Origin of the sequence: Curtobacterium sp. SORGH_AS_0776, from assembly GCF_031453355.1 — a bacterium.
Classification (GTDB): domain Bacteria; phylum Actinomycetota; class Actinomycetes; order Actinomycetales; family Microbacteriaceae; genus Curtobacterium.
Window position 1 is genome coordinate 3,388,536 of record NZ_JAVIYU010000001.1, and the last position, 20,530, is coordinate 3,409,065.

The 20,530-nt window shown below is 68.1% G+C and carries 18 protein-coding genes and 1 tRNA gene; 9 read left to right on the top strand and 10 right to left on the bottom strand.

Features of this window, described 5'->3' with window-relative positions; genetic code table 11:
• Positions 1-46 precede the first annotated feature (46 nt).
• Both QE359_RS16505 and QE359_RS16510 read left to right on the top strand, forming a co-directional pair.
• Positions 47-2,605 (top strand): transglycosylase domain-containing protein, encoded by a 2,559-nt coding sequence (locus QE359_RS16505; RefSeq protein ID WP_309779982.1) that lies wholly within the window; start codon positions 47-49, stop codon positions 2,603-2,605.
• Entirely contained in the window at positions 2,602-3,555 is a 954-nt protein-coding gene (locus QE359_RS16510; RefSeq protein ID WP_309779983.1) for a metallophosphoesterase, read from the top strand. Before QE359_RS16505 ends, QE359_RS16510 begins: the two co-directional genes overlap by 4 nt.
• 106 nt (positions 3,556-3,661) lie before the next feature.
• On the opposite strand, the gene QE359_RS16515 is transcribed toward QE359_RS16510, so the two are convergent.
• Positions 3,662-4,102 carry a hypothetical protein gene (locus tag QE359_RS16515; protein WP_309779984.1) on the bottom strand — a complete coding sequence of 147 codons (441 nt, stop codon included), beginning with the start codon at positions 4,100-4,102 and terminating at the stop codon, positions 3,662-3,664.
• A gap of 256 nt (positions 4,103-4,358) precedes the next feature.
• On the opposite strand from QE359_RS16515, the gene QE359_RS16520 reads away from it, so the two are divergent.
• From QE359_RS16520 to QE359_RS16550, 7 genes are all read left to right on the top strand, one after another.
• A tRNA-Pro gene (locus tag QE359_RS16520) sits at positions 4,359-4,432 on the top strand.
• Between the two features lie 239 nt (positions 4,433-4,671).
• Positions 4,672-5,529, top strand: a complete 858-nt coding sequence (locus tag QE359_RS16525) for a hypothetical protein (protein WP_309779985.1) — start codon at positions 4,672-4,674, stop codon at positions 5,527-5,529.
• A 128-nt stretch (positions 5,530-5,657) separates the two neighbouring features.
• On the top strand, positions 5,658-5,930 hold the full coding sequence (locus tag QE359_RS16530) for a hypothetical protein (RefSeq protein ID WP_309779986.1): 273 nt from the start codon (positions 5,658-5,660) through the stop codon (positions 5,928-5,930).
• A 55-nt stretch (positions 5,931-5,985) separates the two neighbouring features.
• Positions 5,986-7,983, top strand: coding sequence for a glycoside hydrolase domain-containing protein (locus tag QE359_RS16535; RefSeq protein ID WP_309779987.1), 1,998 nt, complete (start codon positions 5,986-5,988; stop codon positions 7,981-7,983).
• A 5-nt stretch (positions 7,984-7,988) separates the two neighbouring features.
• Positions 7,989-8,474: a hypothetical protein gene (locus tag QE359_RS16540; protein ID WP_309779988.1), complete on the top strand. Its 486-nt coding sequence runs from the start codon at positions 7,989-7,991 to the stop codon at positions 8,472-8,474.
• A 114-nt stretch (positions 8,475-8,588) separates the two neighbouring features.
• Positions 8,589-9,617, top strand: coding sequence for an ATP-binding protein (locus QE359_RS16545; RefSeq protein ID WP_309779989.1), 1,029 nt, complete (start codon positions 8,589-8,591; stop codon positions 9,615-9,617).
• Entirely contained in the window at positions 9,614-10,237 is a 624-nt protein-coding gene (locus tag QE359_RS16550; protein ID WP_309779990.1) for a response regulator transcription factor, read from the top strand. The genes QE359_RS16545 and QE359_RS16550 overlap by 4 nt, the downstream gene beginning before the upstream one ends.
• Positions 10,238-10,254: 17 nt before the next feature.
• Here QE359_RS16550 and QE359_RS16555 read toward each other — a convergent pair whose 3' ends face one another.
• The 9 genes from QE359_RS16555 to QE359_RS16595 all read right to left on the bottom strand — a co-directional run bounded on the left by QE359_RS16555 (position 10,255) and on the right by QE359_RS16595 (position 20,498).
• Entirely contained in the window at positions 10,255-11,298 is a 1,044-nt protein-coding gene (locus tag QE359_RS16555) for an LLM class flavin-dependent oxidoreductase (RefSeq protein ID WP_261647349.1), read from the bottom strand.
• Positions 11,299-11,428: 130 nt separating this feature from the next.
• Entirely contained in the window at positions 11,429-12,055 is a 627-nt protein-coding gene (locus tag QE359_RS16560) for a thymidine kinase (RefSeq protein ID WP_071295952.1), read from the bottom strand.
• Complete coding sequence (locus QE359_RS16565) at positions 12,055-12,756, bottom strand: response regulator transcription factor (protein WP_229086463.1); 702 nt, start codon at positions 12,754-12,756, stop codon at positions 12,055-12,057. Before QE359_RS16565 ends, QE359_RS16560 begins: the two co-directional genes overlap by 1 nt.
• Positions 12,743-13,981 (bottom strand): hypothetical protein, encoded by a 1,239-nt coding sequence (locus tag QE359_RS16570; protein ID WP_309779991.1) that lies wholly within the window; start codon positions 13,979-13,981, stop codon positions 12,743-12,745. The genes QE359_RS16565 and QE359_RS16570 overlap by 14 nt, the downstream gene beginning before the upstream one ends.
• Positions 13,978-15,201, bottom strand: coding sequence for an ATP-binding protein (locus QE359_RS16575; protein WP_309779992.1), 1,224 nt, complete (start codon positions 15,199-15,201; stop codon positions 13,978-13,980). The genes QE359_RS16570 and QE359_RS16575 overlap by 4 nt, the downstream gene beginning before the upstream one ends.
• A gap of 170 nt (positions 15,202-15,371) precedes the next feature.
• The gene (locus QE359_RS16580; protein WP_309779993.1) at positions 15,372-16,535 is read right to left on the bottom strand and encodes an Rv2578c family radical SAM protein; all 1,164 of its coding nucleotides are present in this window, start codon (positions 16,533-16,535) and stop codon (positions 15,372-15,374) included.
• A 46-nt stretch (positions 16,536-16,581) separates the two neighbouring features.
• Positions 16,582-18,069, bottom strand: coding sequence for a malate:quinone oxidoreductase (locus tag QE359_RS16585; protein WP_261647351.1), 1,488 nt, complete (start codon positions 18,067-18,069; stop codon positions 16,582-16,584).
• Between the two features lie 93 nt (positions 18,070-18,162).
• Positions 18,163-19,215 (bottom strand): aspartate-semialdehyde dehydrogenase, encoded by a 1,053-nt coding sequence (locus tag QE359_RS16590; protein WP_309779994.1) that lies wholly within the window; start codon positions 19,213-19,215, stop codon positions 18,163-18,165.
• Positions 19,216-19,232: 17 nt separating this feature from the next.
• Positions 19,233-20,498 (bottom strand): aspartate kinase, encoded by a 1,266-nt coding sequence (locus tag QE359_RS16595; RefSeq protein WP_070418403.1) that lies wholly within the window; start codon positions 20,496-20,498, stop codon positions 19,233-19,235.
• Positions 20,499-20,530 lie beyond the last annotated feature (32 nt).

Genomic DNA, 20,530 nt, shown 5'->3' on the forward strand with positions numbered 1-20,530 from the left:
ATCCTTGCCAGCCTTTCAGTCGGCGGTGTCGTTTAGGCTGCATCCTATGTCTGCCCAGAAGACGTCTGCCTCGCGGACCAAGCCCGTCTCTGCAGTCGGCGCCTTCGTCGGTTTCGTCGGTTTCAGCGTGCTCGCCGGTCTGCTCGTCACGATCGGTGTCACCCCAGCCATCGCGGTCGCCGGTGTCACGACGACGTCGACGATCGGCGTGTTCGAGTCCCTGCCGGAGTACATCGAGATCGGTGACCTCCCGCAGCGCAACGAGCTGTACGCGTACCAGGGCGGCAAGAGCGTGCACTTCGCGACGGTCTACGACCAGAACCGTCAGGAGCTGAAGTTCGACCAGATCAGCGACCAGCTGAAGAACGCGGCGATCGACGGCGAGGACAAGCGCTTCTACGACCACGGCGGCGTCGACATGACCTCGCTCGTCCGCGCGGGCGTGGGCTCCCTCGCGGGCGGCCTCGGCGAGTCGGGCGGTGGGTCGACGCTGACCATGCAGCTCGTCCGCAACATCAAGATGAACCAGGCGCTCGAGCTCCCGACGAAGGAAGAGCAGCTCAAGGCCTACCAAGAAGCGACCGAGACCTCCATCCCCCGCAAGCTCGAGGAGATGAAGCTCGCGATCGGGCTCGCCAAGAAGTACACCCACAAGGAGATCCTCACCGGGTACCTCAACATCGCGTACTTCGGCGACCAGACCTACGGCGTGCAGGCCGCCGCGCAGCACTACTACAACAAGAGCGCGACCGACCTGACCCCGGCCGAGGCCGCCTCGATCCTCGCGATCGTGCAGTCGCCGAACACGCGCAACCTGTCGAACCCGAAGTACTACGACGCCAACGTCGCTCGCCGCAACGTCATCCTCAAGTCGATGTACGCGCAGAAGCACCTGACGAAGGCCGAGTACGACGAAGCCGTCAAGTCGAACCCGAAGGACTACGTCCACCTGACGCAGCCGTCCCAGGGATGCCGCGCCTCTGTCGGCGACGGCTCGCAGTTCTTCTGCGACTACGCGGTCAAGGTCGTCAAGGAGATGTCGCAGCTCGGCGCCACCCAGAAGGACCGCGATGCTGCATGGCGCAACGGCGGGTACAAGATCCAGACAACGCTGGACATCGACCTGAACGCGCAGCAGAAGCAGATCCTGAACACGTACGACAACAAGGCGGAGACCCGGATCGCGCTCGGAGCCACGCTCGACTCGGTCGAGGTCGGCACCGGACGCATCCTGACGATGGCGCAGAACAAGGACTACGACCAGTCCCTGCAGTCCCCGCCCACCGCGACCTCGCTGAACTACAGCGTCGACAAGAAGTACGGCAACTCGAACGGCTTCCAGACGGGTTCGACCTTCAAGGCGTTCACACTGCTCGACTGGATCAAGGCCGGGCACGGGCTCAACGAAACGGTGAACGGCACGGCGCGGGTGGTGTCGCCGTGGAATATCTGTGGTCAAACCGACTACACGCAGTTCGACGTCTCGAACGACTCGCCTGGCGAGAACGGAAACTACAGCGTCATCGGAGCCACCGCTGGTTCGATCAACGGCGCATTCGCCTCAATGGCACAGAAGCTCGATCTCTGCGAGATCAAGAGCGTTGCGCAGAACTTCGGCGTGCACCGTGCCGACGGCGGCGAGCTGACCACGAATCCGTCCTTCATCCTCGGTACGAACGAGATCGCGCCGCTCACGATGGCCGCCGCCTACGCCGGTATCGCGAACAACGGCCTCTTCTGCGCCCCGGTGGCGGTCGAGCAGATCACGAACGCCGACGGTAAGCAGCTCGGCGGACAGCCGAAGGACTGCAAGCAGGCCATCGACCCCGCGGTCGCGCAGACCGCGGTGTACGCGATGAAGCGGACGATCACGAGCGGTACCGCTCGCGGCGCGCAGACCTACGACGGCACGCAGATGTTCGCCAAGACCGGTACCACGGACGAGGCTGAGCAGATCTGGCTCGTCGGCGCGAGCACCCGCGTCGCGACCGCGTACTGGCAGGGCAACACCGACGGCAAGAAGATCAACCTCCGTCACTTCAGCAATGGTGTGAACGGCACGTACGCCGGCGTCCGTGCCGACGTCTGGCGCCAGGCGCAGACCCCGGTGAACGCCGCGTACCCGGGGGGCGCCTTCACTGATCCGTCGTCGTCATCGATCCGCGGGAACAGCATCCAAATCCCCGACGTCGCGGGGAAGACCGTCGAGGAAGCCCGTTCAGCAATTGCGGGCGCTGGGTTCACGTACGTCGACGGCGGCTCGCAGCCGGGTTCCGAGAAGGCCGGCACCGTGAAGGCGACCTCCCCCGCGAGCGGTTCGTTCCTGTCGAAGGGCGCGAGCGTCACGGTGTACACCTCCGACGGATCGCAGATCGTCATGCCCGCCATCGCCGGCGCAACGCTCGACACCGCCCGCTCCAAGCTCAACCAGCTCGGCTTCACGAACGTGAACATCTCAGGCTCCTACGAGAAGGGCGGCGCCGGTAAGACGTGCCGTGTGGCCTCGGTCGACCCGGGCGTGCACGCCGCGGCGAGCAAGGACTCCGCGGTGACGCTGACCCTCTACGGCGACAAGAACGGCAAGGCGCCCAAGGACTGCAAGTGAGTCGCGGTCGCGCTGCGCTGGGGGTCATCGCAGCGGGCGCGGCCGTCGGTGCCGCGTCGGCGGCCTGGGGCACGCTCGTCGAGCGACGTCGGTTCGGTATCCGGTGGGAGACCATCCCGGTGCTCCCGCCGGGGTCGCGCGACGTCACCGTGCTGCACCTGTCCGACATCCATATGGCGCCGTGGCAGGCCGACAAGCAGCAGTGGCTGCGTGACCTGAGCCTCGTCGAGCCCGACTTCATCGTCAACACCGGCGACAACCTCGGGCACCCCACGGCCAACGCTGCGGTGGAGTACGCGCTCGAGCCGTTCCGCGGCGTCCCCGGGGCGTTCGCGCACGGGTCGAACGACTTCTACGGGCCGACGCCGCGCAACCCGCTCAAGTACTTCGGCGGTCCGAGCACCCACAAGCACGGCACCCGTCCGGTCGAGCTCGACATCGACCGGCAGACGGCGTTCTTCGAGTCCCTCGGCTGGCTGGACGTGAACGACCAGGCACACGCCATCGAACTCCGCGGGTCGCGGTTCGAGCTCTTCGGGACGTCGGACGCCCACCGCGACTGGGACCGGCTCGACCTGCTGCCGACCAACGTCGACGAGATGCGCGGCGACGTGCCCTGGTCGGAGGACGAGGACGGCCCCTCCCCCGTCGCCCTCGGCATCACCCACGCGCCGTACCGCCGGGTGCTCGACGCCTTCGTCACCCAGGGCGCCGACGTCATCTTCGCCGGGCACACCCACGGCGGACAGGTCCAGGTCCCCGGCGTGGGTGCCCTCGTCACGAACTGCGACCTGCCGCGTCGGTACGTCAGCGGGCTGCACAAGTGGCAGCACCGTGGGCACTGGTCGTGGCTCGAGGTCTCTGCGGGCCTGGGCACGTCGATCTACGCGCCGGTCCGCTTCGCCTGCCGACCCGAGGCCGTCGTGGTCACCCTGACCGCCCGAGCCTGACCGGCCAAGCTGGAAGTGGCCCCGCTACCAGTGCAGCGGGGCCACTCGAGTGCTCCAGGGGACGATCTGCTGCCCTCCCGGATCGCGTCGCCAGTTCGTGTCCGACTCAGATGGTGATCTTGCCGGAGAACGGCAGCTGGTTCTGCCCAGGGCAGCCAGCGCCGGGCTCGACCAGCGCCGCCGTGATGTAATACGTCCCGCTCGGGATGGTCGTCGAGGTCGAACCCTTCTTCGTGAACGTGTACGTCGTGTTCAGCTTCTTGAACTGAACGACGTTCGTGACACGCGTCGCGCCGGCGCTCGGGCCGTTGCGGAGGGCCATGACGAGTTGGCTACCGCACCCGTTGTACGAGGACATCGACACCTTGATCGGACCCGAGCTGTGGGATCGCCCCCGCTCGAAGAACGCGTTGCCGCCGTTCTTCGGGACGCTTCCTTCGATCGTCGAAGTCGTCGCAGCCGAGGCCGACGCGGCCGGACCGATCACGAGTCCCATCGCAACCGCTGCCGAAGCCGCAATCAGGGCAAAACGCTTCTTCGTTTCCATGGGTGCACACCCTTCCTTCCCCACCAAGCTGGTAGGGCTTCATGCGTCATGTGACGCGCTGAGCTCTGTACGACGAGGCGACTCCCCCTACGAATGATGATCGCCGCCCCGGGTCGAAGCTGGCAGCAGAGACCCGCCGGTGCAAGTCGACAACCCGCAATGCATCGCAGGACACAGTGCCGCCACGTGCGTGGTCAAGACCACCCATCCGGTCGTGTAGACTCGATCCGTCGCTTCGAGAGAAGCGAACACACCGCGGGGTGTGGCGCAGCTTGGTAGCGCGCCTCGTTCGGGACGAGGAGGTCGCAGGTTCAAATCCTGTCACCCCGACACTGTGTTGAGACAGTAAGTAACACCGGAAGCCTGGCGTCGATGGACGCCAGGCTTCCGTCGTCTCGTCGCGCAACTGAAGCTGTCCAGAGGACAGTTCGCTAGGAGCGCCGATGCGTCTCCAGACACATCTGCCAGATCCCTTGCCTGATCGTCCGCCTGAGCTCGCTAGCTTTCCGAGAGTGCATCACTCCACAGGTACGGACGTCCCGAAACGGCGAGGCATGAGCCGACGATCCATGATCGCAACGAGCGGTGCAGTCGCGTCGGCATGGGTGGTCGCTTCTCTCGAGACCTCTCCAGCGCAAGCAGGAACCGTCGTGCCGCCATTCGACGTCGCGGTAACGACCACCTCCACGTTCGACACGGCGCACCGCATCCGTTACGAAAATACCGCCCCAATCGTGGTCACCGTACCCGCTATCGCCGCGTTGGCTGGGGCCTCCTTCACCTTGACCTTCGACGAGCGGGGCTTCTCGGACACCCTCGACGACGCCATGCTGTCGTTCGGGAAGAGCACGATCGCCTGCCCTACCCGTCGTCAGGCCGGAAGCGTGACAGTCACTCTTCCCCAGGAAATCAGTGACGCGGAGCGTGGAGGCGCACTCGCCCTCCCCCTCGCCAGCGTAGGACCTCTGATGAATGACGGCATCGGCGCTCTCAGGCCGTCAGCGATGTTGATCGAGACAAGCACAGGCACGACGCGCACACCTGTCGACCGTCCGGCCTCGGTCGAACTTCCCGCACCCGCGTTCCGCCCCATCCTGTCGGTCGGATGGACGTCGATTCGTCTGACTGATGGCGAGTACGATCTTCCTTCGGTCATCACGGTACTCAATGAAGGTCCAGGAGCGCTCCCTGTCGGCGCGCTCATCGCGGTGAGCTATGACCCTGAGATAGTCAGAGCGTGCTCGTTATCTCGAGTAGTGGATCCATCCGTCCCGTCCCAGGGGCAGACTGCACTCGATTTGGAACTCGACTCATCCGGGCCCGGAAGCCTCAGTCTTCGCCTGATCCACGACCTGTTGCCGGGCCACTCGGTGTCCGCCGAGCTGACCTTCGCGACTGACCTTGTACAGGGGCACGCACCTCAATAGGCCGCGGTCTCACTCCAACTCACGAGCGAGCACTTCGCGCGAATCCGACCGGCAGCGAGCATGACAGAGACCTCACGAACGAGTGGCGGACTTTCGACAACTGCTCCTCGACTTCAAGGAGTCAACTGATGGATGCGCAAGTGCAGGCCGCGCAGAACTGGTTGAACACCCGCTACCGGTCCATCAAGGGGTACGAGGTAATATCCGCGGACGGCATCCCGGGATGGGCAACGATGTACGCGATCACGAAGGGTCTCCAGCACGAGCTCGGGATCAGCGCGTTGTCCAACAACTTCGGAGAAGGCACCGCTTCTGCATACGTCTCCAAGATCAACAAGCTCTCGTCTTCCTCGAAGTACAAGAACGTGATCGGGCTGCTGCAATGCCGCTCTCTGGTGTAAAGGGTATGCAGCGGGAGCAACCTTCGGCACATGGGCGGACGCAACATCGTCGTCGGTGTCGACGATCCGCGCTCGCCTCGGCGTAACCAGCGGAACTGACGTCGACGTGAAACTTATGCGGTCTCTCTTGACGCTGGACGCCTACACCATGCTGTCCGGCGGAAGCGCGGCGGTGCGCCAAGCACAGCAGTGGCTCAATGGACGCTATTCGTCCCACTCGGGTTATCGACTTGTCCCTTGCGATGGGATTTACAGCCGCGACGTTCAGTTCGGTTTCATGCTCGGTATTCAATACGAGATCGGCATCTCGGACAGCGCTGCGAACGGGAACTTCGGCCCAAGCACCCAGTCTGGGCTTCGAAATCAAGCGAATGTGGGCCCTGGGTCAGCGGATGGCGCAAAAAAGTTTGTCTCGCTCTTCCAGTTGGCATTGCTGTTCAATGGCGAAAGCGTGACGCGAACCGGTTCGTTCAACAGCACACTGGAGGCCTCAGTTCGGAAGTACCAGAGCTTCATGCTCCTCGAACAGACTGGGCGAGGCGACTTCGATACGTGGGCTGCGCTACTCGTTAGCACGGGAAACCCGGACCGTCCGGTGCGAGGAGTCGACACCACCACGAAGGTGTCCAAGGAGATGGCAGCCTCGCTTCGCACCCAAGGGTTTGACGTCATCCTTCGCTATCTCACCGTTGCCGCCAAGAGCATCGCGAGGGGCGAACTGGACACCTTGTTCAGTGCTGGCTTTCGGGTCTCGCCGGTCATGCAGAACTGGAACAATGCCGCCGAGTTCTTCCGTGAGGACTTCGGCTATGAGGACGGCTACGCCGCAAGCCTCAGAGCACGACAACTTGGCTTCACCGAAAACACAGTGATCTTCGTTGCGGTGGACTACGACGCGTTCGGCGCCGAAATTCAGACCCGCATCCGGCCGTACTTCGTGGGCTTCCGAAACGGACTCAAAGCGTCAGTACGGCCGTATCGCATCGGGGTCTACGCTACGAGGAACGTCGCAGCGGAGGTTGCGTCTATGGGCCTTGCCGACGCCATCTGGGTGAGCGGTATGTCGACGGGGTACTCAGGCAACCTCGGCTACCCGATGCCTCGGGGTTGGTGGTACAACCAGATAAAGGAAGACAAGAGCCAGAACATCGATCGGAATGCGGTATCCAGTTCTGCGGCTCCAGCGACGCGCGCCGACGTGTCGCTTTCTCCCGCATACTCTGAGGAGATTTGGTCGGCCCAGTTCGACGTGTCGAAGATTCAATACGTGGCCGCGAAGGTCGCTTCCCGAGAAGCTTTGGAGCCGGCGGAAGATGTTGCAAGCATCCACACGCTGGGATTCCTGATGCAACGCTATTACGATTCGGCGCAAGTAGGCAAGTCGTTTGCCGCGGCATTCAATGCCTATTTGCCTCGGCTCCAGAATGCTCCGGGTGATCTGGGGCTGGCGCACTCACGGGTACGTGGGGAGATAGACAGTACATTCCCGGACGTAACGGCGGTCCTTGCGAACATGCCACATGATCCGGCGCACATGGCCGCGACAGCACAGGGCGTCCTGCACTGGGGAGACCACGCACATTCGAGCTTGCTCGGAAAGGGCGATCTGGGAGGCTGGGCCCTTGATCTCGCGACGTTCTGGGGCAAGTACAGGGCAGCAGGAAATCCAGACATCGAGAGCTTCGTGTCGGCACACCTTGGAGTCAAAGACGACGAGAACACCTTCGGTGAAAGCGACCTGTTCGGCGATGCAGACGGCTGGCTTGTTGGCCACGCAACGAGGGGCGGACTAGCTGCGGACGACGCTTTCCGTGCGGTCTACGTGGCGAACGCCCGGGCGGAGGACCGTTTAGCAGCCTTCTTGAACGCGCGCTTCGGAAGCCGTGCTGTCGCGGTCGCTGCCGTCAAGGATGTTTTCCGGTCTGCTTCGTTCACGAACTTCGCCAGCGTATTTGCATTCGTCGATTTCAAGGCATTCCCGACGGACTCCGAGCTCGAGACCTTCGCCGCTAGCGCTGTGAAGCAGCTCTACGACAAGGCGGGCCTCGGGTGAGACGATTGTCCGGGTCCATCGCATTCGCCGCCGCCGCGGGGTACTCAGCTGTGCTGAGCGGGCTGGCCACGAACTTCTCCGCCCGCGCGAATCTACTTGCGCCCAGCTGGCTGGGTCTGGTCGCGCAGATCGCCGTGCTGGCCGGAGCCGGGTTCGTGATGGCAGCCGTCCTCCGTCGTCCTTCCATGCAGCAGTATCGTCGGCCCGCTCTGATCGGTGCAGCCGTGGTGCTGGCTTGCACCGTGGCCGTTTTCGGTTTCATCAGCTTCGTCGCGATGCACGGGCACCCCCTGCTCGAAGGGTTGCTCCTTGCTGCGACGGGCACGTTCGCTGCCGCATGGTCGGCCGCGTCCGTCGTGGGCGTCATAGCACTGGGGACGCAGCGAGTTCCTAGTGCGGTCTTCATTCCGCTCGGCTTGGTCACCGCGTTCCTGCCGGTAGGTGTCGCGTCCCTGCGCATCGCTGTCCTCAGTCATGGTCTCGCTGCTTGACGGGAAGCGCTGCGTCAAAACAGTGGAGCCAGGAGCGGGGCGACACCCTCCAGATCTTCCACTGTCCGATCTCCGGCTCGTGCCACTGCTGGGTTGGGGTAACCTGACCGTGTCATGCAACATCCGAGCGACCCCCTCATCGCGATAGCCGAACAGATCGAGGCGCGTTTCCCCGAACTGGCCACGGACCCGGACCTGGCGCAGAGCCTCGAGGACAACGTCACCTCGATGATCCACGAGGCCTACGCCCGCTACGCCGCGGGCGACGGTTCCAGCATCGTGAGCGATGCGTTCCTCGACCCCGAGCACCTCGCGACGGGCACCCTGCACGCCGAGCAGTCGCAGCACCCCGCCGGAGCGATGCTCGCAGCGGAGATGCTCTTCGACGCGTACCTGCCGGTCTTCGTCGAGGAAGTCGGTGCCGTCGACGTCCCCGACGTCCTGCGAGCCACCCGCGCGCTCCACGCGGGCATCTGGAACCGGTTCCCCGCCGGCGCCATCGCCTACACCGAAGCGCTCCGGCAGCGGGCGAGCAGCGCGCACCTGGACTCACGGACGCAGATCGCCCGAGACCTCCACGACCGGATCGCCCACGCGATCATCGCCGGGGTGCAGCGGGTCGACCTCGTCCTCTTCACGGATCCGCCGGCGCCGACGAGGGTCGGACACCTCGAGGATGCGGCACGACTCCTCCGCGACGCGCTCGGCGAAGTGCAGGACCTCGCGGTCGCCCTGCACGCCCGGGTCGGTGACGACCTCCTCGACTCCGCGCTGGCACGCCACGCGGCGGACCTCTTCCCCGAGGACGCATCGATCTCGATCAGCTCGCACGGGACACCCGTGGCGATGCCGAGCTGGAAGTCCGAGGAGGCCCTGACGATCCTGCTGGAGGCGCTGACGAACTGGCGGAAGCACGCGCGGGACTCGACCGCGACCGTCCACTTCGAGTGGTCCGACACCGCCGTCACCGTCACCGTCTCGGACGACGGACCGGGCTTCGACGACACCGAGGAGCGCAGGGGCCGGTTGGGGCGCCGGACGATGCAGGAGCGAGCCGGGTTGATCGGCGCCCGGTTCGCGATCACGAGCCGACCGGGCGACGGGACCACCGTCGCGCTCATCGTCCCGATCGGCGGCGTGTGACCGGCTTCGGTGTGGTCCACGTCGCGATCGTCGACGACCACGACCTGTTCCGCGAAGGCCTCGCGGCTATCCTCGGCGCACGGTCCGGGTTGCGGGTCGTGGCGCACGGCGCTCGCCCGGCGGACGTCCTCGCCACGACGGAGGCCGTGGCCATCGACGTACTGCTCCTCGACGTCGAACTCGACGGGCCGCCCGCTCGGACCACGATCGCATCACTGCGCCGGACGCGTCCGGACATCGCGGTCATCGTGCTGACGATGCACCGCGACGCGGTCCTCCGCCGTACGCTCCTCGCGGCGGGTGCGACCGACTTCCTCACCAAGACCACGCCGAGCAGTGAACTCGTCGAGCGGATCATCCGGGCGGCGTCCGACCGTCCGCCCACGTCGTCGACGGCGGAGACGCAGTCCGACACGGGGACGGCCGCCCTGTTGAGCGACCGGGAGCTCGAGGTCCTCCGGCTCATCACGCGCGCCCGTACCAACGCCGAGATCGCCGCCGAACTCGGCCTCGCCATCGGGACGGTCAAACGACACGTCTACAACGTCTTCCGCAAGCTCGAGGTCAGCTCCCGCGTCGCCGCGATCTCCGCCGCGACACGGCTCGGCCTGCTCGACTGAGCGCCCGCTCGGACGGGCTAGACCGACGCGCCCTCCCCCGCAGCCACGAGCCGGCCCTCCGCGTGCAGCCCCGCCACCACGTCGAGCGCCTGGTGCCGGTACCGCGCCTGGGCCGCGCCAGGAGCGACGATCACGCCGTTCGCCCCGGTCGACGCCACGAGGGCGTTGATCTTCGCCGCGACCTCGTCCGCGGTGCCGTACGCCTGACGCTCGGTCCGTGCCTGGATGAACCGCCGCTCGAGGTCGCTGAACTCGTACGCGCGGGCCTCCTCCATGGACACCGGCTCGGGCTTCGCGCCCTGCCGCATCCGGATGAACGAGATCATGCCCGGGGCACTCTGCTCGTCGATCACGGCGGGGTCCTCGTCGGTGACGACCTGCACGCCGATCAGCGCGTTCGGGGTCTGCCGGAAGCGCGACGGCCGGAAGGAGTCACGGTAGAGCGCGAGCGCGGCCTCGGTGTTGTCCGACGCGAAGTGGTGCGCGAAGGCGAACGAGACGCCGAGGGCACCGGCGACCTGCGCGCTGTACCCGGAGGACCCGAGCAGCCAGAACTCCGGCACGTCGCCGTAGCCCGGCACCGCTTGGATCCTGGCGAGGGGGTTCGCGGGGTCCATCCCGGTGAAGAAGCCGATCAGGTCGGCCAGCCGGTCGGGGAAGTCGTCGACGTCGAGCCGGTCCGTGCGGCGCAGCGCCATCGCGGTCGCGCCGTCGGTGCCCGGGGCACGCCCGAGGCCGAGGTCGACCCGGTCGCCGTAGAGCGCGCGGAGCGTGCCGAACTGCTCCGCGATGACGAGCGGCGCGTGGTTCGGGAGCATGACGCCGCCGGAGCCGATCCGGATGGTGGACGTCGCGGCCCCCACGGCGCTGAGCAGCACCGCCGGCGCGGAGGACGTGATCCCCGGCATGCCGTGGTGCTCGGCGACCCAGAAGCGCTCGTAGCCGAGCTTCTCGGCGTGCACCGCCATGTCGATGGAGCCCTGCAGGGCTTCGGTGTTGGACTGGCCGTACTCGCGGGTCGCCAGGTCGAGGACGGACAGGTGCACGGATGCGTCGCTCATGCAGTCGCCAACGCCACCCGGCCGACGTGCATTCCGCACCGCGTGCGGGCCTGGAGGCGCGGGTCGGCGCCGACCCGCGCCTCCAGTCCGGCAGACGGTCGCGTCTGCACGAGGTGGGCCGGCGGACCCGTCAGTCGCCGTCGAGGCGTCCGCCGGACTCCGTGAGGTAGCAGTTGGCGCAGAGCGACTCGTAGGTGACGTCCACGCCGTCGATCGCGACCTGCGATCCGTCGAAGACGAACCGTCCGTCGACCTTGCGGGCGTTGAAGACCGCCTTGCGGCCGCAGCGGCAGATCGTCTTGAGTTCCTCGAGCGAGTGCGCGACTTCGAGCAGCCGGGCGCTGCCGGGGAACGCCTCGGTGCGGAAGTCCGTCCGGATGCCGTACGTGATGACCGGCACCTCGTCGAGGACGGCGATGCGCAGCAGGTCGTCGACCTGGCGGGGCGTGAGGAACTGCGCCTCGTCGACGAGCACGCAGCTGACCGGCCGGACCATGCCGTCGAGCCGGTCGGACTCGGGGTCGGTGGCACCGGCCTCGGTGACCGCCGCGCGGACGTCGGCGTCGGGCGTGAACACGATGTCGACGGTGCGCGTCACCCCGAGGCGCGAGACGATCTCACGGTCGCCCTTGGTGTCGACCGACGGCTTCGCCAGCAGGACCCGGTGACCGCGTTCCTCGTAGTTGTAGGCCGCCTGCAGGAGCCCGGTGCTCTTGCCGCTGTTCATGGCGCCGTAGCGGAAGTAGAGCTTCGCCACTACGCGAGGAACCCGTCCTCGGCCGCACGACGGATGAGGTCGGACTTCTTGGACGCGGGTCGGCCGACCTTGCTGTACTTCTCGCGCACGCGGCGCAGGTAGGTCTTCGCCGTCTCGTACTGCACGTTCATCTGCGCGGCGACCTCGTTCGTCGAGTAGCCCGACACGTACAGGCGCAGCGCTTCCTCTTCGCCGTGGCTGAGCTTCGGTCGCTGGTGCGCGTTCGCCCCGGTCGGCAGCGGCCGCCAGTCGCGCTGCGGCGGGGTGTCCCGCGCGACACCCATGATCTCGCGCGCGACGTCCATGACCTCGCGCATGGGGAGCGACTTCGACAGGAAGGCGGCGGCGCCGGCGGCGAGCGCACGGTCGCGGGACTCTCGGCTGTCGACGCTCGACAGGACGATGACCTTGGCCCCGGCGGCACGGCAGGTGCGCACGCGGGCCTCGATCGAGACCGGTTCCTTGAGCTGGAAGTCGAGGAACACCAGGTCGGTCGGGAAGTTCTCGCTGTGCACCATCTCGAGCCACGTGTGGGCCGTCAGCGCGAGGTCGAAGTCGAACGCGTTCACCGCGATCCAGCTCGACAGGCTGTCCAACAGCACCTCGTGGTCGTCGAGGATCGCCAGCCGCACGCGTCGTGTCCCCGGGTTCGGGACGGCGGGCGCACCATCCGTGATCCGGCTCGGGTCAGTGCTGGTCATACGAGAACCTTAGTGCGAGGGCGGAGGGTCGGACCGCGACGTCCAGATCGGGGAACGTCACGCGGAGGACCGCGAAGTAGGGGTCGAAGGTGCGGTGGATGCCGACGTCGGAATCGGCGACGGCGAGGTCGATCGCGACGGTCACGCCGCGGCTCGTCGCGGGCGGCTGCGCGGTGCCGGTGGTGCGCTCGTCGCCACTTGCGCCTCCGTCCGCGTCACCGCGCGCCCCGTCGTCCGTCCCCGTCCGTCGGATCGTGGCGCGGAACCCCGCGGGGTCGACCGTGGATGCACGCAGTGCGGCCCGCAGGAACGTCCGGACCACCGTGCGCTGGTCGGCGTCGAGGGTGGCGATGAGCCCGTCGGGGTCGTCGACGACGGCGTCGGTGCCACCGTCGGTGCGGACGGCCTGCTCGAACCAGGTCCGGTCGGCGTCGGCCACCATCGAGCGCCGGATGCCGTCGGCGATAGACCGGGCCCGGGCGCGGTCGGCGTCGGTGATGACCTCGCGCGTGCGGAGCTCGGCGAAGAAGGGTGCGACGTCGCGGGCGAGGATCGTCGAACGGTCCTGCTGCACGCTGGCGTCGATGCCGTCGCGCTCCGCGCGCTCGACCGAGTACGACCCGGCACGGATCTGCACGCGCTCGGCGAGCCCGGCGAACGTCCACGCGAACACCGCCGAGGCCGCGGTGAGCACGAGCGTCGGCGCTGCTGCCAGGAACGCCGCGACGCCGATCGGGACGTGGTGCGGGAACGCCCACGCCCCGATGCCCCACGAGACCCCGGTGACGACCGCGAGCAGCAGGCCGCCCAGGGCCAGGTCCGTCCAGGGTCGGTACGGCGCCGTCATCACGATGCCGGTCGCGGCGAGCAGGGACATGAAGTCGTTCAGTGCGCTGCGGTCCGGGCCCCACTGGGCGGCGACGCTCGTGATCGTCGCCGCGGCGAGGAGCAGCACGTGCACCACGAAGGCCCAGCGCGGGAACGGTGCGCGGAACGGACTCGACGCGACGAACACGACCGCTCCGGACGCCGCGACGAGCAGCACGGTGAGGGCGCTCAGGGTGGGGCTGCCGACGACGTCCCGGTCGAAGACGGACACGAACAGCGCCCACAGCACGCCGCAGGCGCCGAGCACGATCGCCAGCGGGCGGGACCCCATCGCGCCGAGCGGGTCGTACTGCTGCGCGGTGCGGCCGACGTCGCGGGCGGCACCGGGGCGCGTCACCGGCCGACCTCGGACCCGGCGTTCGGCACCGGGGTCGTCCCGGTGACCGCACCGTACGGCACGGACATCATGACGCTCGTCCCCGAGCCCGGCGACGACCACACCTGGACGTCGCCGCCGACCCGGCCGATCCGCTCCCGCACGGATCCGCGCAGGCCCATCCGGTCGGGGCTCGTCGTGGACTCGTCGAAGCCGCGGCCGTCGTCCACCACCATGACCGTGCACGCCACCCCGTCGTCGAACACGCTCACCTCGGCCGCGTCGGTGCCCGCGTGCTTCCGGACGTTCGCCAGGCACTGGCCGACGGCACGGAGGATCGCCGTCATCGCCGCCTGGTCCAACCGGACGAGGGCCGCGGGGTCACCGGTGACGGTCACCGTGAGTCCGAGCGCACGGTGGTCGTCGACCATCTGCTCGAACGCGCGCACCGCGGCACCGGGTTCGGCTCGCGCCGGGCGGGCCCCGGGGGCGAGCCACTCCTTGCCCGTGAGCATCGCGACGTCCGCCTCGACCGTGCGGGCGAGCTGCGGGTCCATCGGGCCGTCGGGCGCGAGGGCGATCGCGCCGAGGTGGTTGAGGACCGTGTCGTGCAGGATGGCCGCCGCCTCGGCCTCGACCCCGGCGCGGTACGCGGAGACGTGCTCCTCACGCGCGGAACGGAGCAGCTCGGGCTGCACACGCTCGGAGCGGGCGGTGTTGCGGCTCGTGATGAGCACGAGGGCGATGACGAACGCGAGCGTCACCCACGCGAGTGCGAGAGGGTGCGAAGGGCCGCCTTCCTGCGCGATCGCGATCGACGTCGCGACCCGACCCACCAGGAACCCGGCGATCGACCACAGCGCCACCCGGCCGGCGACCGCGCCGGCACCGCCCACCAGTACGAGCGGGATGATCGACAGGGAGAGCAGGTACGAGGCGACCCACCCGGCGGGGACCTCGCGCTGCACGACGACGGCGAACCACCACGCGCACACCCCTCCGACGACGAGGAACGCGACCGCCGACCGCCACGTGCCGAACTGCACGTGCACGGCGATCATGCCGAGCATCGGGACCAGCGCCAGCACGGCGCCGATCACCCGCACGTCCGGTTCGGCCAGCCGGTAGAGGACCAGGGCGATCGCGGCGGCGGCGAGCGAACCGATGGCCGCTGCGTGGAAGGCCCGCACGGTCGACCACGCGTTCACTCGCGGAGCGAGGTGCGTGGGGATGCCGAGCACGGGTGGGGGTCCTTCCGGACGTGGGGGAACGCCGCCCACGATCCAACCACCGTTGGTGCGACCGTGTACCCCGATTGTCGGAGTGATCGGCGACCCGCTCGATGATACCGGCACACGGGCGTTCCCGGTGTCCCCCGAACGCGGAGCGACGCCCTCGTGCCAGACGCCCGTCAGAAGAGCGTCGGCACGACCGGTGCAGCCCGAGGGACCAGGCGCTGGTCGAACCCCGGATCCGCGCGCTTGAGCGGCGAGGACGTCGGACGGGACTGCTCCTCGAACGGCGACGGTCCGGAGATCGCTCCCGCCGGCGTCGCGGGCGCTGCCCCCGGGTCGCTCAGCCGGTTCGAGAACCCCATCGAGCCGGTCGCCGGATCGACGTGGCCGAGCCCCATGCCGTGCGCGCGCAGGATCGGACGGACCCGCTCCGACAACCAGCGCCGGTAGTCCTTCGGCGCGTAGGTGTTGTCGAGGTACATCGACCGGTAGCGCTCGACGAGGTCCGGCCGCGTGCGCTGGAGCCACGCGAACCACCAGGGCTTCACGCCGGGACGCAGGTGGAGTGCGGAGTACATGACGCTCGACGCCCCGGCGGCCGCGGCTCGCCCGACGGCGTCGTCGAGGTGGGCCCGGGTGTCGGTGATGTACGGCAGGACGGGCATGAGGAACACGGAGCACGTCAGGCCCGCGTCACGGATGGCCCGGACCGTCGCCAGGCGCGCCGCCGTCGTCGGGGTGCCCGGCTCGACCTGCTGCTGCAGTTCGTCGTCGTAGACCGCGATCGACATCGCCAGGTCGACCGGCACCGACCGCGCGGCCTCGACCAGCAACGGGATGTCGCGGCGCAGCAGGGTGCCCTTCGTCAGGATGCTGAACGGCGTGCCCGAGTCGGCCAGGGCACGGATCACGCCGGGCATCAGCCGGTACTTGCCCTCGGCCCGCTGGTACGGGTCGGTGTTCGTGCCGAGCGCGACCGGGTGTCGGTCCCAGCTCGGCTTCGTGAGCTCGCGGTGCAGGACGTCGGCCACGTTGGTCTTCACGACGATCTGCTGGTCGAAGTCCGCTCCCCCGTCGAACTCGAGGTAGGTGTGCGTCGGGCGGGCGAAGCAGTACACGCACGCGTGGCTGCAGCCCCGGTACGGGTTGATCGTCCACCCGTACGTCCCACTGCCGTCCGCGCTCGGGACACGGTTCAGCGCGCTCTTGGCCAGGACCTCGTGGAAGGTGACACCCGCGAACTCCGGCGTCGTCACGCTCCGGACGAACCCGCTGTTCGACTCGAGCCCGGGGAGCGCATCGCTCCGCGAGGCATCGATCGCCTGCCCACTCCACCGCATGCAGTCATTCGAACACACGTTCGAACGACATGCAAGCAGGGCCGGCTCAGTGGTGGAGTCCGAGCACCTTCGCCGTGCGCTCGAGCGTCGCGTCGGCGAGCTCGGCGTCGGACCCGAGGTCCTGCCCGTAGGTGGGCACCATCACGCGGACCGCGGCTTCCCAGCGGTCCCAACGGTCCGGGAAGCACTTCCGGAGCAGGCCGAGCATGATCGGCACCGCGGTGGACGCCCCCGGGCTCGCACCGAGCAGGCCGGCGATCGAGCCGTCGGCCGAGGTGATGACCTCGGTGCCGAACTGCAGGACGCCGCCCTTGTCCTTGTCGGGCTTGATGACCTGCACGCGCTGTCCGGCGGTGATCCGGTGCCAGTTGCCCGGCTCGGCGCTCGGCATGAAGTCGCGCAGGGCGTCGAACTTCGTCTGCTTCGAGGCGAGGAGCTGCCCGATCAGGTAGCGCACCAGGTCGAAGTTGGAGAACGCGACGCTCAGCATCGGCCGGAGGTTGTGCGGCCGGATCGACTTCACGAGGTCGAAGAGCGAGCCCTGCTTGAGGAACTTCGGGCTGAAGCCCGCGTACGGCCCGAACATGAGCGAGGCGTTGCCGTCGACGATCCGGGTGTCGAGGTGCGGGACGGACATCGGCGGTGCACCGACGCTGGCCTTGCCGTAGACCTTCGCCGAGTGCTTCTGCACCACCTCGGGGTCGTCGGTGCGGAGGAACTCGCCGGAGACCGGGAACCCGCCGTACCCGCGGATCTCCGGGATGCCGGACTTCTGCAGCAGGTGGAGGGCCCCGCCCCCGGCGCCGACGAAGACGAACTTCGCCGCGATGCGCTGGGTCGACCGACCGATCTCGTTGCGGACGTCGAGCACCCAGCCCTCGCTGACGGTCGAACGCGTGAGCTTCGTGACCTGGTGCGACGGCTCGAACTCGACACCGTCGATCTCGAGCTGGTCGAAGAGCTGCCGGGTGAGCGACCCGAAGTCCACGTCGGAGCCGGCGGCGGAGTACGTCGCCGCGATCGGCTGGTCCTTCTTCCGGCCCGGGATGAGCGCGGGCGCCCACTTCCGGATCTGCTGCGGGTCGTCGGAGAACTCGAGCCCGGCGAAGAGCGGGTGGTCCTTCATGGCCTCGTACCGCTTGCGCATGTACTCGACGTTGTCGGCGCCCCAGACGAACGAGATGTGCGGCGTGGGGTTGATGAAGTTCGACGGTTCCGGCAGGTCACCGGTCTCGACGAGGTGGGCCCAGAACTGGCGCGAGACCTGGAACTGCTCGTTGACGGTCACGGCCTTGCTGATGTCGACACGGCCGTCCGACAGTTCCGGCGTGTAGTTCAGCTCGCAGAGCGCGGAGTGGCCCGTCCCGGCGTTGTTCCACGGGTTCGAGCTCTCCTGCGCGACGGTGCCGAGGCGCTCGTAGACGCGGATCTTCCAGGTGGGTTCGAGCCGGTGGATGATGGCGCCGAGGGTGGCGCTCATGATCCCTCCCCCGACCAGGACGACGTCGATGGGGTCCACCTGCTTCACTGCCACCCGACAATGCTAGCGGCGTCGGCTGACAAGCCGGGCCGGGAACGCCAGGAGGCGCGGTGCCAGCTGGCACCGCGCCTCCTGGATCGCACAGGGTTACGCAGCGACCGTCCGGCGCGCGACGATCGCCTCGGCGATCTGCACCGCGTTCAGCGCGGCGCCCTTGCGGAGGTTGTCGTTGCTGACGAAGAGCGCGAGGCCGTGTCCCTCGGGTGCGGACTGGTCCGCACGGATGCGGCCGACGAAGGACGGGTCCTGCCCGGCGGCCTGCAGCGGCGTCGGGACGTCGGCGAGCTCGACACCGGGCGCGTCGGCGAGGATCTCGGTCGCACGCTCGGGCGACAGCTGGCGCGCGAACTCGGCGTTGACCGAGATGGAGTGACCCGTGAAGACGGGCACGCGGACGCACGTCCCGGCGACGAGCAGGTCGGGGAGCTCGAGGATCTTGCGGCTCTCGTTGCGGAGCTTCTTCTCCTCGTCGGTCTCGCCCAGCCCGTCGTCGACGATGCTGCCCGCGAGCGGGATGACGTCGAACGCGATCGGGCGGACGTACTTGACCGGCTCGGGGAACGTCACGGCGGAGCCGTCGTGCGTGAGCGCCGCGGTGTCCTGCTCGAGCGCTGCCCGCGCCTGGCCGAGCAGCTCCTCGACGCCGGCGAGCCCGGAACCCGAGACCGCCTGGTAGGTGGTGGCGACGAGGCGACGGAGGCCGGCCTCGGTGTCGAGCACCTTGAGGACCGGCATGATCGCCATCGTCGTGCAGTTCGGGTTCGCGATGATGCCCTTCGGCGCATCGTCGATGGCGTGCGGGTTCACCTCGCTCACGACGAGCGGGACGTCCGGGTCCATGCGCCAGGCGCTGGAGTTGTCGACGACGAGGGCGCCCGCGGCGGCGAACTTCGGCGCGAGTGCCCGCGAGGCGGTGGCGCCGGCCGAGAACAGCGCGATGTCGATGCCCGACGGGTCGGCGGTCTCGGAGTCCTCGACGACGATCTGCTCGCCGCGGAACGGCAGCGTGGTGCCGGCGGACCGGGCGCTCGCGAAGAACCGGACGTGGTCGGCCGGGAACGCGCGCTCCTCGAGCAGGCGGCGCATCACGGCGCCGACCTGGCCGGTGGCGCCGACGACGGCGACGGTGAGGGTGCTCATGCGGTGCTCCTGACGGGTCAGCGGCCGGTGCCGGCGTAGACGACGGCCTCGGAGTCGGCGTCGAGGCCGAACGCGTTGTGCACCACGCGCATGGCCTCGTTGAGGGTGTCGGCACGGGTGACGACCGAGATGCGGATCTCCGACGTGGAGATCATCTCGATGTTGATCGACGCCTCGTGCAGGGCGCGGAAGAGCGCCGCCGAGACGCCCGCGTTCGTGCGCATGCCGGCGCCGACCAGGGCGAGCTTGCCGATCTGGTCGTCGTACTGGATGCCCTCGTAGCCGATGTCGGCCTTCGCGACCTCGAGCGCGGTCAGGACGCCCTGGCCCTGGTCCTTCGGCAGCGTGAACGAGATGTCGGTCCGCCCGGTGACGGCCTCGGACACGTTCTGCACGATCATGTCGATGTTCGCGCCGGCGCGGGCGACGATCGTGAAGATCTCCGCCGCCTTGCCCGGGGTGTCGGGCACGCCGACGACGGTGATCTTGCCCTCGGAGAGGTCTCCGGCGATGCCGGTGATGATCGGTTCTTCCACGGTTTCCCCCTCTGCAGGGTTGTAGACGATGGTTCCCTCGGCGTTGCTGAAGGAGGAGCGGACGTGCAGGGTGACGCCGTGCCGACGGGCGTACTCGACGGCACGGATGTAGAGGACCTTGGCACCGGACGCTGCGAGTTCGAGCATCTCCTCGCTGGTGATGCGGTCGACCTTCTTGGCCTTCGGCACCACGCGCGGGTCGGCGGTGAAGATGCCGTCCACGTCGGTGTAGATCTCGCAGATGTCGGCGTCGAGCGCCGCGGCGAGGGCGACGGCCGTCGTGTCCGAACCGCCGCGACCGAGCGTGGTGATCTCGCCGGTCGTGCGGTTGAAGCCCTGGAACCCGGCGACGATCGCGACGTGCCCGGCGTCGAGTGCCTCGCGCACGCGCTTCGGGGTGACGTCGACGATGCGGGCCTTGCCGTGCTGGGCGTCGGTGAGCATGCCGGCCTGGCTGCCCGTGTACGACGACGCCTCGACCCCGAGGCTCTTGATCGCCATCGCCAGGAGCGCCATCGAGATGCGCTCCCCCGCGGTGAGGAGCATGTCGAGTTCACGTCCGGCGGGGATCGGCGTCACGGAGTGCGCGAGGTCGACGAGCTCGTCGGTGGTGTCGCCCATCGCCGAGACGGCCACGACGACGTCGTTGCCGGCCTTCTTCGTCTGGACGATCCGCTTCGCCACGCGCTTGATGCTCTCGGCGTCCGCGACGGACGATCCACCGAACTTCTGCACGATCAAGGCCACTGGTTGGTACTCCCGGGGACGACGGTTCCGCG

Bases quoted from the DNA above. Each gene is read 5' to 3' on its own strand.
- QE359_RS16505 (WP_309779982.1), top strand. From the start codon at position 47: ATGTCTGCCCAGAAGACGTCTGCCTCGCGGACCAAGCCCGTCTCTGCA.
- QE359_RS16515 (WP_309779984.1), bottom strand. From the start codon at position 4,102: ATGGAAACGAAGAAGCGTTTTGCCCTGATTGCGGCTTCGGCAGCGGTT.
- QE359_RS16525 (WP_309779985.1), top strand. From the start codon at position 4,672: ATGATCGCAACGAGCGGTGCAGTCGCGTCGGCATGGGTGGTCGCTTCT.
- QE359_RS16530 (WP_309779986.1), top strand. From the start codon at position 5,658: ATGGATGCGCAAGTGCAGGCCGCGCAGAACTGGTTGAACACCCGCTAC.
- QE359_RS16545 (WP_309779989.1), top strand. From the start codon at position 8,589: ATGCAACATCCGAGCGACCCCCTCATCGCGATAGCCGAACAGATCGAG.
- QE359_RS16555 (WP_261647349.1), bottom strand. From the start codon at position 11,298: ATGAGCGACGCATCCGTGCACCTGTCCGTCCTCGACCTGGCGACCCGC.
- QE359_RS16565 (WP_229086463.1), bottom strand. From the start codon at position 12,756: ATGACCAGCACTGACCCGAGCCGGATCACGGATGGTGCGCCCGCCGTC.
- QE359_RS16580 (WP_309779993.1), bottom strand. From the start codon at position 16,535: ATGCGGTGGAGTGGGCAGGCGATCGATGCCTCGCGGAGCGATGCGCTC.
- QE359_RS16590 (WP_309779994.1), bottom strand. From the start codon at position 19,215: ATGAGCACCCTCACCGTCGCCGTCGTCGGCGCCACCGGCCAGGTCGGC.